Origin of the sequence: Providencia rettgeri (genome assembly GCF_013702265.1) — a bacterium.
Lineage (GTDB): Bacteria > Pseudomonadota > Gammaproteobacteria > Enterobacterales > Enterobacteriaceae > Providencia > Providencia zhijiangensis.
In genome coordinates, this window is the sequence record NZ_CP059348.1 from 225,263 (window position 1) to 238,251 (window position 12,989).

Consider the following 12,989-nt stretch of genomic DNA (forward strand, 5'->3'; position numbering starts at 1 on the left):
ATGAGAGCGAGTTATGGCTGAAAAAACAGAAAAGCCAACCGAAAAAAAATAAAAGATTCTGCTAAAAAAGGACAAAGTTATAAAAGTAAGGACACCATAGCGGCAATTGTTTTAGTTACCGGCGCATTTGTCATTGGGGGAATGTCCAGCTTGTATGAGTTGGCTGGATTAATGAAAAAACTCTTGTTAAACCCACGTGATATTTATATCGATAATTTAATTTTGCAATTTTCAAAAGTATTTTTGAGTATAGTAGTCCCTATTTTGATTGCTTGTTTTTTATCAGGAACCATTATTTCACTATTACAGAGTCGATTTCGATTAGCAACCGAGGCAATCAAACTCGATTTTACAAAATTAAACCCAATTGCCGGATTTAAAAAAATATTCTCTTTAAATTCGCTTAAAGAATTAATTAAAGCCATTCTATATTTGTTGGTCTTTAGTGTTTCCGCTGCCACCTTTTTTGTGGTGTGGCGGCACGAAATTTTCATGCTATACCGTACCACGATCAATGGCATGATGACGCAATGGGTAACTCTTTGTATTGTTTTTGTTTTTGTTTTTCTGGCCGTAGCAGTAATTATTGTTTTAGTCGATGCTATTGCCGAGTTTTTCTTATTTATTAAAAACTTAAAAATGGAAAAGCAGGAAGTTAAAAAAGAACAAAAAGATAATGAAGGTGATCCTCATATTAAAAGTACACGTAAAGGATTACATCAAGAAATATTATCAGAGGAAATGAAGTCGAATATTAAAAACTCGACATTCGTTATGGCTAACCCCACGCATATTGCGATGTTAATTTATTACGATTCGAATATCGCGCCATTACCATTCTTAATGTTAAAAATGCGCGGAGTACAAGCTAAAGCTGTTGTTAAATATGCAGAGCAACAGAATGTACCCGTGGTAAGAGATATTATTTTGGCTCGCCAAATATGGCGAAATTATAAAAAAGATAGTTTTATTGATGAGAATGGATTACAGGATGTAATGCAGATTATTACTTGGCTGATTCGTGTGGAATTAGAAAAATTAGGAATAGATGTTGATGAAGCATTGGATCAATTAATTTCATCATGAATCGATGGCGCTATAAATCAATTATTCACGCATTGAATCGTTTTTTATAAGAAATGAAAAGTTTGATTAATTATGATGCAACAAAGCCGTTTGCATCATATATCACATATTAATAATGAGGTGACTATATGAACCACACTGAAACAGGCAGTTCTCAAACTGACAACACTCAAATCGAAATGGAAGCATTACTCGACGGCATTACCACAGCACTCATGGATGGGGCAACGTATAAAGATATTCATGGTATTCCGCAAACAACGATGGATGGAATTTATGCCTACGCTTATGAATTTTATCAGCAAGGCAAATTAGAGGAAGCGGAAACCTTTTTCCGATTTTTAAGTATTTACGATTTTTATAACACGGACTATGTCATGGGATTAGCCGCTGTTTATCAATTAACGAAACGTTATGAGAAAGCAACGGAATTATACGCACTCGCCTTTGTTTTGGCGAAAAATGATTACCGACCATTATTCCATGCAGGGCAGTGTAATTTGATGCTGAAAAAAAGCAGTGCGGCAATTCACTGTTTTGAAAGCGTCGTTGAAAACAGTCTTGATGCTGATTTACAGAAAAAATCAGAGGCTTATTTGAGTGCTTTAAAAGCAAACCTCGGAAAAGCAGAGTCATCAGAATTATCGGACTCTAACACCTAGAGAAGGAAATACCATGAGTCAAGTCACTATGCCCAGCGTTAGTAGCGCTTCAGGTAACGATAGAATTAATAATATTCATACTTTCTTGAAAGGGAATAACCCTCTGGGGTTAGGTGAGGCGAGTGCAAAAGCGGTATTAGCCTTAGAAGAGGCATGTGGCGAATTAATGTCTTCAGAACAAATGAAGCGTCAGCGTTCAGAGCATCTTCCAAAGCTAGTAGAGCCCAAAATGTCGGCAATGAAAATGTCACCAGAGGCTCAACAAGCTAAAGGGTTTAATGCAAGCGCAGTACTGATTGAAACATTTTCAACCATTCGCCAGTTATTACATGAAGGTAATATCGGTGAGTTAAATAACCGCCTGCAGTTATTAAATATTGAATCGGAAGCATTGCGTCAAAAAGGTGCTGAGTTATTGGATTCCTTTGCTGGTTCTACTGAGCAGCTTAACGATATCCATGACAAAATGACTGAAAAAAAGGCTCAGTTAAATCCGCTGAATCTTAAATCTAACTCACTGGCGAACCAACGCTCGAGAAGTGAGGCTTTATTTACCGGTAATGAACAGAAGCTTACCAAGCTAAGCACTAAATTAGCAGAAAACAAAGCCGCATTAGCTCAATTAGATTCACTCCCGAAACCTTATACCGAAGAGGTGTATAAGCAAGAGGTGATATTGGAAGCGAACATTGCGCAACTTTCGAGTGAAATTGAGCAAATTACCCAACAGCAAAAAACGTTAGATTCAAGCATTACAGCCTTCGATAGCGAGCTTAGTGTACTTAAAAATGAGATTAGCCAGTTAAATTCATCATTAGATTCATTGCTGGATGATTCCGTAAAGCTGGCGGTAATTGCCGATCAAAATCGTCAAAAATTAAATCAATTTATAGAGACGGCACCGCTTCAAACGAATGTTGATGGTGAAAAGTGGGAAAACACGCTGGCACTGTTAACCATGCTTACTGCTCAGCTCAAAAAAGCGATGAGTGAAGATTCAATCCGCAATATGAAAGAGCAAGAAGAGGTGATGATGAAAATCAATGAAGCCTCTCGTAAAGACTCTGATAAAAAAGCCAAAGAAGCCGCCGAAGCGGAACGTAAAGCGGCAGATGCCAATAAAGCGGCATCCTGTGCCAGTAAAGTATTTAGCTACATAATGTTAGCTGTTTCCGTCATCGCCACGGTGGCGACATTCGGTGCAGCCGCTCCACTGACACTTGCCATTGCTGCGATTGGTATTGCCATGTCGATAGCCGATATTGTCTTGGAAGAGACTGGGCAAGGCAGTTTGATGCAGATGCTGGCCACCGAGATTTCCAGTGCTGTGACCGACATGCTGATCACGTTCGGTATTCCAGAAGAGGAAGCCAAAAAGATTGGCAGCATTGTGGGGATGGTTCTTGCGGCTATCGCATTCTTAGCTATTTCGCTACTTTCCATGTCGTCATTTGCCAAGAATATCGCCAATACAGTCACTAACGTCACAAAAATGCTGGCGAAAAACGTCGGAACATTACTGAAAAGTACCATTAAATCCATGCCAAAAAGCCTTACCAATGCATTGGGGAATATCGCCACTAAAGGGACAAAAGCTGGGCAGTCAGTTGCGGATAGTGCAGATGACATGGTTAATCTGACCAAATTTACCAAGCTGGCCGATAAATTTGATGATGTAAAAGATATCGCCAAATTAACTAAGGCGGCAGACAAACTTGATGACGTGAAAGATATCGCAAAAATCGCAGACAAAGCGACTTCTGGCGTGAAAAATCAAGGTGTGGCGATGGCTCGTGTTGAAGTTGGGATGCGAGGAACTGGCGCGGCTTTATCTGTGGCAAATGCTGCAACGTCTGGTGGTTTACGTTTAGAGGCTGCTGCGCAAATGCGAGATATGAAGGAGATGCTGGCAGGCATGATGCTGAACAATGAAACCATTAATGCCCTTACTGAGTTGATCAATGCACTCATTAAATCGATGTCAAAAAATCATGAGCAATTTGATGACATGTTTACTGGAATGATGACATCCCTCAAGCAGTCTAATAACAGTAAAGTTGATGCGCTGCACATGGCTCGCTTTGCCTAATTTTTGGAGAAAATACCGAATGACAACGATTAATCAACCCCATTATTCACCCGTATTGACTCAGACTAATCACAGCCCAATGGTCAATAATCAAGAAGCAAACGCAAACGCCGCTTCAGGTATCCGTAAAAATATTGAATTACCGAATATTCAAAATGTTTTTGTTGAGCCGCATTCAGATAAGCCGACATTAAATGGCGCTATGGTTGATATGACGGTTGAAAATCTATCTGAGGCATTGTCTCAGTTGATGACACCCGAAAAAGCCGCACTTTTGAGTGATATTCGCCATTTCTTAGTGATTACACCTGAGAAAATGCAAGCCACAGTCGCCAAAGTACTGGCTGAAGAAAACAAGACTATCAAACACGTTGTTGATAAAAACCATCAGCTCGATGAGACAGACATTAAGCTGATTTCGCAGGCAATCCAAGTGGTTATCGCGAGTTCATTCTCAAGGGATGCACTGAATAACCAAGCCGTATCAGATAAAGATATAAAGACAGTCAAATCCATCAATGACGCCCGAAAAAGTGAATTTGTTGGCATTATCAGCAGCGATATTATGTTAGAGCTGATCAAAATCATTCGTAAAGTCGTTGCGGAATTGAATATTTCGGATCGCCGTATTAGCGCAGACTTTTTAGTGTTGAATGCCAAAATGGTGGAAGCCGCGGCAGAATCGACCATCAAAGAAGGTAAAGAGATGTTTTCAGGTGCCTTAGCGGGCTTCTTTACTTCTTTGGCTATTAGCACCGCGGGCGCTGCTTTCCAAGGTCGTGCTTTGCATAAGCAAAATCAGTCAATTAAAACGAATCTGGTGAAAGCCAACCAAAATGGTGCGGCGGCTGATCGCTTAACGGAACTGAATGCCAACTCACTGTCATCAGCAAAAGGCAGCGCTTTAACGCTGAAGACAAAAGAGGGTACGGATGTGAAACTTGCCGACCAGGCAACACCGGCTCAACAAGCATTATCGAATCAACGTGGTAATGAAGCCGCTCAGCGTACCAACAAATTAGGTCTGGCAGAACGTGATGAACATGAACGCATCATGAATAAAACCCGGGTTAAGATGGGAATTGCGGAGCAAGGTGGTCGCTTATCGGAAAACGCAGGTCAAATGGTAACGTCTGGCAACCAAGTGAATGTGAAAGGTGAAGAAGCCAACAAAATGACTCAACAGTCAGTGGCCGATGTTGCACGCACAGTTTCTGCGGATAAAGATAAGCAAGTGGATAAGAGCCAAGATTTGGTTAAGCAAATGAATGAACATTTGCGTGAAATCCGTGAAGGTCAATTACGTACGTTCCAAAGTGTGGTACGAGGTTAATAATTATGGAAATTTCATCCACCATTAATCCGACTCGCCACCTAGGCCATCAATCCGCAGTGCAGGCTGCGGATAATCAAACCCGTACCGCTTCCCTTGCAGGGGAAACGACATTATTGGATCCACAAGCGGATGTTTTTCAACAGGCAAACCAGGCTTTTCATCAATTAGGCTATGATGTTGCAGAAACCCCGTTTCGTGAAGAGGCCGTTAGCAGTGATTTGGCGAAAATCAAAGCGCAGTATCGCTCAATGATGATGGCATCAAAGCACTCAGCAGACATGTATCAAAAAATTCCTGATGGTCGAAGCCATATTGCGGGTGTAAGCCAAACAATCGAAAAGATCCATACAGGTTACCAAAAAAAGTATGGGGAAATCGTTAAAGCCTCTACGCAATATATGCAAGATATGAATACGGCATTAGGTAAATTGAGCAACAGTATTAAAGCCGGTAGTGATGGGAAGATAAATTTCAAACCCAAAGAATTCCTGATGGAAATTGATACGGTCGTATCAAAATATTCAGGCATTTCATATTCGGATTATGAAGCCTTTTACACTTCATCTTCATATACTGAAAGTGAATTATTAACTGAATATTGTGAGATGTGGGGGCAAGATCTTGGTAAGGCCAATACGACAGAAAAAAATACCCACGATAAGAATAAGATGAGGGAGTATCTTAAAACTCTAGATTCCAGCGAGTACGGTATAAAAACCCCTCCTTTATATGCAATTAAAGCGAGCTCGGATATCAATACAGAATTCAGTTTTTGGGAAAAAAAATTATCTGGACAAGGGTTTATAGTTAAAAAAAAGGGAAGTGAAATACTGATTTATCCAGATTTTAAACCAATCAGAGAAATGTTATTAACTATCAAAAGTTCACCGGTTGATTGGGGGGGCGGAGATATGATGTCTCAATCGTTCCAAAGTATACAAACAGCCATAGATGCGCAAAAAAACGCCGTCAATAGTAGTGTTTCGCGACTATTAGAAGCATTCCGTCAGGATAATAGCCATTTTGATACTTTGGTTCAGTTACTCATTCAGTTAATAAAAGATTTAAATCAAAATAATAATAGCCTGATCAATATGTAATTTACGTTATTTATCTTATTTAATTTTAATCATAAGCAATTATGAGGAGTTTTTATGCCTATTATTGGAAGCGCTAATTCCGAAATCAGACGTTCGACAGATATATCATTAAATACCGCATCGCTGGCAGCTAATAACCCTATTAGCTCACAAATTTCGACGGTTAATTCGGTAGGGGATCAAAGCCATTTTCCTGGACGTTCTATAACAAATGACCAAGTTTCGATTGCTGGAAATCGCAATGAATTGCATCAACGCAATCATATTGAACAATCTGCCAATATTCATCAGTTACTGAATCAAACACACCCTGAAATTACAATGGGAATGATACTCTCTGTATTATGCGCGGGCGCAAGTGGGAATTTAGCCCAGCAAGAAATTAATTACCGCCCAGAGAATAATTTAATTCTATTAACGTTATTAAAACCGGAAGAATTAAAAACGGAAAAAGGCCTTATAGAGAGCGCTGCAAGTCTAATTAAAAAACTGCATGTGATGGGTGAAAAAAACTCGCAGGCAAAGCATATACTGGGGAATGAAGAGAAAATATTCGATAAAAAAATCGAATCGGCAATTTCTACATTAGGCCAAGATAAACTGCAAATATTAGCCCAGCGTTATCAACAGCAGTATGTTGACCCTGCAATTAAAGAAACTCTCAGTGCTTATTTCAATCAAGACGAAATTGATAGCCGCCCGCTCAACGATTTCTTAGTGAGTTCTCTGAATCATGGTTGTGAACAACGAGCGGCGGGTGCGATTCATGAGTATCAGCAACATAAAAGCCAAGCATTTGTGGATAAAGCTTGCCAAATTCATAATCTGTTTTTGGCATTGGAAGAAAAAATTGAAACCATCCGTTCCTTAAAAGTGATTATGGATTTAGGTCAGTCTCCAGCTCAAACCCAGTCTCCAACCGAAGCATCACCTTTAAGGGGAAATCTCACTGCGGGGGATGAAATTGATGCTGGAAGACCACATCTCGATGGCTCTCCATCAATACTTTTAACACCGTCAACACCGTTACTGCCTCGCGGCACTAGCCATAATGAAAATATGTATAATACTTATATTACAAATAATTATTATACCTCTCCTCATGAAACGACGAGCGTCAATTCTGTTCAGTCCAATGATGAAGAAAATGAAAAACCATTATTACCGACGTCATTTAAATCTGTCTTGAATATGGAATTAGCCTCACCTGTCGTTCAAGCATCGGGACAAGTGAAAACTACACTTGAAACTCCAAACATTAGCCAATATCAACCGCAAGTTGTCGAAAAATCATTTTTAGAAAGTAAGCCGTCAGTGAGTGAGAAAACAGTTAAGGAAGAAACTAAGTCAGTCATTGAGCTAGAAGCCATCGAGCGAGTTGAACAACCTCAAAAATATGTTGCGGATATTCAATGGCTATTACCGAAAAATTCAGGTGTTCAGAATCGCTATATTCGAACGGAATCAGGCTGGAAATCGAGCAACGTGTCAGAGAATGTAGCAAAACCCGTCGTTACGACAGTCGGCGGATTAAATCGTAGCCAAGCAGATAAAGAAATTTATCAAGGGTTGCGTACGGCGCCACAAACGGTACCTGCGGAGCAAATATTTGCAGATTCTATCTCTAAAGCAGATGAGCTTTTCACGGGTACGGAACATGGCGCTTTAAGAGCAGACCAAGCGGAGGTCGAGCGGTATAACGATAACGTCAAACGTTTCTCATAAGGTGATGAGATGACCACACAACAAGATATTGCGCAGCAATGGCTAGAACGCCATCTTCAGCAAATTCGTGAGTATTCTGGGATTAACAAAACTTACGCGATGGATGCAGAGCTGATTGCCGATGTGCATATCGATTCTTTAGAGCTGTTGGAGTTGATTGCGGCGATTGAGGAATATACCGAACAGCCATTAAAGGACGAAGTGTGGATGAAGTGGCGACGCTTACAGGATATTGTGAATTACCTGGTTAGCGCCACCACAGACAATTAAGTTGTCTGGTCAGTTTTCATCGATAGTAACTCGGTTTCGTGCTTTTGGGCAGGAAACCGAGTTTTTTATGGCTCAGATGTCGTGATTTCCAACGCTTTCTTGATGGCATCAGGGATCACGCTACCGTGGGTTTTGCCTGCAAATAAGGTGAAATCACAAATTCGTTGAGGGCTATTTATGGCTTCACACACTTCACGAGGGGAGATCCAACTTTTTCGTGTTTGATAATTTTGCTTCTGCTCATCGGTCAAACGGCTTAAATCTGGCGTCTCTTCTAACTCACCGAGGGTGATATCTAACGGCGATGCCTTCGACGGGCGCGTTAACTTATCTAAATTCACCATTTTTCCTTCTCCCCACCATAATGACGGGCTTGCCGCGACAAAATGCTGGAAATCCGCAGGGTGGTCTTGGTACGCCATCAGGGTAAATAAACCGCCAAATGAGTGCCCAAATAAGGTTTCGCGTTGAGTATCAATCGGGAACTGTTGTTCAGCCCATGGGCGGATAGTGAAGGTGAGAAACTGGTACAGAGATTCCGCACCGCCACCGTGCTGGAATGCATCACCAGCAACTTTCGGCGTGTAGTCGTATGTGCGCTCTTTTTTCGGAAATGCTTCAGGGCTGGGATAGCCGATGCCAATAATAATCGGCAGTTTATCGGGGGAAAATTGCTGAGCTGCTTGGTTGACTGCTAGCGGATACAGCCCGTTACCGTCTAACATAAACAGCACGGGACGTTTTCCTGAAATATGTTGTGGAACGGCACTGTAGATGCGCAGTTCGCGCTGGCCATTGCGCATATCATGGTGCTGCACGGTGTATACGTCCGCCACACGCGCATCGAATTCGGGAATATTCGGATTGGGACGCGCCCACGTATTACTTGTGATACAGATGCTTGCGATACACATCAATAGGCTCGCCATAAACAGTTTTTTTATCATTGGGATGGCCATCGAACTAAAAAGAATCAGCGGGTAATCAGCGATAAGCGTCATACCCGCAATCAGGGATTAGAATGTCACGTTGACATTCGCCCAGTAACGGCGACCGTCTTCAACATCCCAGTTGCCGCCATTCTCAGCGTCAATCTTAGAGCCTTTCTCGTTGGCAATATTTAACACGGCGAAATTCAGCTTAGTATTTTTCAGCAGCTGGTAGGTCGCGCCCACATCCATGGTGGTATAGCCTTTACGGTAACGTGGAACGGAAGAACCGTTACGTTGTGCAGCCCATACTTGCTCACCTTCATAATGCGCACGGGTGTATAAGTTAAGGTCTGGGCTGTATTGCCAATCTAACTTCGCATTCGCTAAGTGTTTCGGCGTTTTATCAAATGGGTAGCCTTTGAGGGATTCGCCACTGGTAAGTTTTTCATCATTACTTTTACGTTCTGAATCGGTGTAAGTGTAGTTCAGGCTAAGGTTCCAATCTTCGGCAAATGGAATACCCGCCGCGATTTCTACCCCTTTGATGTTAGCTTCACCGACGTTGTCGTAGGTGTACAGGTTTAAGCCTGTCACAGGGTCTTTATCACCGGTGTAGTAGCTGGTGAGTTTATTTTTAAAGTCTGTATTGAAGAACATCAGGCTCGCGTTGAAGCCAGACTCATGGTCATAGGCGATACCAATTTCTTGGTTAAAGCTTTTTTCAGGTTTCAGGTTGTCATTACCGTAGATGATCCCTTTACCTTTTTCTGTCGAGGTTTTGTAGTTCGGGCTAATTTCACGCAGAGTTGGTGCGCGGAATGCTTGTGATACCCCACCTTTGATGGTGATTTCATCGGTTAAATGGTAAATCGCGTAGCCGCGTGGGTTCCAGTGGTCGCCATAGAATTCGTGGTGATCTAAACGAATACCGCCAGTTAAAATCAGGTTTTCAGTGGCAGTAAATTCATCTTCTAAGAACAGCGCGTATTGGTCTGCGGTTAACGAGACATTTTCCGTGGTTTTCGCACCAGTTGCAGAAGTATCTTTCAGTTTGGCATGTTGATACTGAGTCCCCGCCGTTAAGATATTATCCGGCAAGAAGGCGGTGACTTTACCATCCACTACCGTGTTAGTAATTTCTGGTACGCGCGCTTCATAAGCGTAATTATACAGCCCCGTTTTTGCGTCTTTGGTTTCGGCTTTGGTTTTACGTTTGGTTTGTTCTTGGTAAACACTCACTTCCGTTTGGATAACATCCCAGTCACCTTTGTAGGTCAGCGCCATATGGTTACGGTTATTGTGAGTTTCAGACTTAGTATTATCGCGTTTTACACCATTGAACATGGAGTATTCCGCCAGTGATTTACCCGGTTCAGCATAGCGTTCTTGGGTAGTTCTGCCCGCTTCAAATAAGAAGGTTTGATTTTCCATCGGCGTGAAGGTTAATTTCGCGGTCAGGCTTTTATTGTCCCTTTTATCATGGCCATCTGGAATTTTATCTTCTTTACGGTAATCCCCGCCGCCATACAGTTGCAGACCTAATTTATCTTTGATCAGCGGACCAGACAGGTAGAAATTACCGTCCATGGAATCGCCGCTTTCGCTATTTTCTTGAATAATTGCGCCCGTAGTGACGCTACCGTGCCACTCATTGGTCACTTTCTTGGTGATGATGTTGATGACGCCGCCCATGGCATCAGAGCCATACAGTGAGGATATTGGGCCACGGATCACTTCGATACGCTCGATAGCTTCAACAGGTGGCATAAAGCCTGCTTCAAAGCCGCCGCTACCATTTGGACGAGATTCACGGCTATTTTGACGACGACCATCCACCAAAATTAAGGTGTATTCGCCGGATAACCCTCGAATATTAATATCTTGTTTATTGGCGCTGCCTACGACGCTAACGCCTTCAACATCTTTGACCGCATCGGCTAAGTCGCGAACAGGTTTGTTTTGTAGCTGCTCGGCAGTAATGACGGTAACACTGGCAGGAGCATCGCGTAATTGTTGGGAATAACCCGATGCCGTAACGATCATTTTGTCTGAATTTTCTTCTGCTGTGGTGCTAAATGAAGCCAACGCTGCGCAAACACCTGCAGCGATTAAAGAGTAGTGATAGTGCGTTTTCATGTTTTTCCCTAGCAAAACTAAATGATAATGATAATCATAATGTTTGCGAATACTAACACCGATACAGATAGAAAATAAATAATTAGCGAGCTATTTTTTGGGCAAAGTTTGATCACGGTTAACATTTTGTGCGAGGGAACGAGAGAGCGTAAAAAACCGTACAAAAAGTAGGAAATAGACTGAAAAACGAGGGAATAGCTATTTGGGAATGAAAGAGATAAATGCCGATTATTATTTAACGATTCACAATTATCTTATTTAGAATGTTTTTATTATCTTTAAATAACCTCATCTTTTTTTGATTATATTTAAATTTTCTAATTTAAAAACAAGGTTGAATATTGATTTAAAACAGAAAATAAAAATTAAAAATGGATATTTAGTTAATGTAAAACAGTTGCCTATTGCATTATCACGATGAGTTCGTAAAGATAGGTTATATTACTAAAATAAAGTTTATTTCCCTTGAGAGTTATTATGGAACAACCGACAAATTCAATTGAAGAACATCAAAAAACGAAACAAGAAAATAAAAGAACACTGTGGATGATCATCGCTACGGTTATTATTGTTTTGTTGTTTGTTGCCTATGGCGCGTATTGGTTTTTGGTTCTACGTTTTCAAGAATATACCGATGATGCCTATGTGTCGGGTTTGCAAATTCCTATCGTTGCGCAAACCACCGGAAATGTCACTCAAGTGAACTTTGAGAATACTGACTTGGTGAAAGCGGGTGATGTACTGGTGGTGCTGGATAAAACTAATGCGCAACTGGCTTATGAACAGGCCAAACATGATTTAGCGTCCACTGTGCGCAAAACCAAAGAGTTGTATATCAATGGGGACCAGTACCAAGCCCAAATCCAACAAAATCGAGTTTCGCTTGCGCAAGCGCAAAAAGATTATCAGCGCCGTGCAGCATTAGGTCGCAGTGGGACGATTTCAAAAGAGGATTTGCAGCACTCTCAAGAAGCGGTGCAACTGGCGCAAGCAGCGCTGGATATTTCGATTCAACAATACAATGCCAACCGTGCGTTGTTGCGTAATACGGCACTGAAAAACCAGCCAGCGGTGCAACAAGCGGCGGATAGCGTGCGCAGTGCGTGGATCAATCTACAGCGGACAGAAATCAAAAGCCCGATGACGGGATATGTCTCTCGCCGTAATGTGCAAGTGGGTTCCCAAGTCAGCCCGCAAAGCTCGTTAATGGCGATTGTGCCAGTTCAACCAGTTTGGGTCGACGCTAACTTTAAAGAGACGCAACTTGAAAATGTGCGTATCGGTCAGCCGGTCACGATTAACAGTGATTTTTATGGTAGCAATGTGAGTTACAAAGGTACGGTAGTGGGACTGGATATGGGGACGGGCAGTGCGTTCTCATTGCTGCCTGCGCAAAATGCCACGGGGAACTGGATCAAAGTGGTGCAGCGTCTACCCGTTCGCGTGGAGTTAGACCCTGAGCAGGTGGCGAAATACCCGCTACGTATCGGTTTATCCATGAATGTAACCATCGATATTAAAGACCAAAATGGTCCTGTATTGTCGGAAGTTCAACGTACAATTCCCGCGTTTGAAAGTGATGTTTTGGTGCTGAAGTTAAACGATGTGGATCAGGTGATCGACACCATTATCAGCGATAACGCGGACTAGTCC

General features: G+C 41.9%; 10 protein-coding genes. 8 read left to right on the forward strand and 2 right to left on the reverse strand.

Going from position 1 to position 12,989, the window contains the following annotated elements:
- Nucleotides 1–48: 48 nt before the first annotated feature.
- The 7 genes from H0913_RS01020 to H0913_RS01050 all read left to right on the forward strand — a co-directional run bounded on the left by H0913_RS01020 (nucleotide 49) and on the right by H0913_RS01050 (nucleotide 8,268).
- Entirely contained in the window at nucleotides 49–1,086 is a 1,038-nt protein-coding gene (locus H0913_RS01020; RefSeq protein WP_232368847.1) for an EscU/YscU/HrcU family type III secretion system export apparatus switch protein, read from the forward strand.
- 128 nt (nucleotides 1,087–1,214) lie between these two features.
- Nucleotides 1,215–1,748 carry a type III secretion system translocator chaperone SicA gene (gene sicA, locus H0913_RS01025; RefSeq protein ID WP_420720233.1) on the forward strand — a complete coding sequence of 178 codons (534 nt, stop codon included), beginning with the start codon at nucleotides 1,215–1,217 and terminating at the stop codon, nucleotides 1,746–1,748.
- Nucleotides 1,749–1,761: 13 nt separating this feature from the next.
- On the forward strand, nucleotides 1,762–3,837 hold the full coding sequence (gene sctE / locus H0913_RS01030) for a type III secretion system translocon subunit SctE (RefSeq protein WP_181477825.1): 2,076 nt from the start codon (nucleotides 1,762–1,764) through the stop codon (nucleotides 3,835–3,837).
- Nucleotides 3,838–3,856: 19 nt separating this feature from the next.
- A complete protein-coding gene (locus H0913_RS01035; protein WP_181477826.1) occupies nucleotides 3,857–5,170 on the forward strand; it encodes a type III secretion target, IpaC/SipC family protein in 1,314 nt (437 codons plus the stop codon).
- 5 nt (nucleotides 5,171–5,175) lie between these two features.
- Nucleotides 5,176–6,273, forward strand: coding sequence for a hypothetical protein (locus H0913_RS01040; protein WP_154602212.1), 1,098 nt, complete (start codon nucleotides 5,176–5,178; stop codon nucleotides 6,271–6,273).
- A 54-nt stretch (nucleotides 6,274–6,327) separates the two neighbouring features.
- On the forward strand, nucleotides 6,328–7,998 hold the full coding sequence (locus tag H0913_RS01045) for a hypothetical protein (protein ID WP_181477827.1): 1,671 nt from the start codon (nucleotides 6,328–6,330) through the stop codon (nucleotides 7,996–7,998).
- Nucleotides 7,999–8,007: 9 nt separating this feature from the next.
- Entirely contained in the window at nucleotides 8,008–8,268 is a 261-nt protein-coding gene (locus H0913_RS01050) for an acyl carrier protein (protein WP_154602214.1), read from the forward strand.
- A gap of 65 nt (nucleotides 8,269–8,333) precedes the next feature.
- Here H0913_RS01050 and H0913_RS01055 read toward each other — a convergent pair whose 3' ends face one another.
- Both H0913_RS01055 and H0913_RS01060 read right to left on the reverse strand, forming a co-directional pair.
- Complete coding sequence (locus H0913_RS01055; RefSeq protein ID WP_232368808.1) at nucleotides 8,334–9,215, reverse strand: alpha/beta hydrolase; 882 nt, start codon at nucleotides 9,213–9,215, stop codon at nucleotides 8,334–8,336.
- A 69-nt stretch (nucleotides 9,216–9,284) separates the two neighbouring features.
- Nucleotides 9,285–11,336: a TonB-dependent receptor domain-containing protein gene (locus H0913_RS01060; protein ID WP_181477829.1), complete on the reverse strand. Its 2,052-nt coding sequence runs from the start codon at nucleotides 11,334–11,336 to the stop codon at nucleotides 9,285–9,287.
- A gap of 477 nt (nucleotides 11,337–11,813) precedes the next feature.
- On the opposite strand from H0913_RS01060, the gene emrA reads away from it, so the two are divergent.
- Entirely contained in the window at nucleotides 11,814–12,986 is a 1,173-nt protein-coding gene (gene emrA, locus H0913_RS01065) for a multidrug efflux MFS transporter periplasmic adaptor subunit EmrA (RefSeq protein ID WP_154602217.1), read from the forward strand.
- Nucleotides 12,987–12,989: the final 3 nt, after the last annotated feature.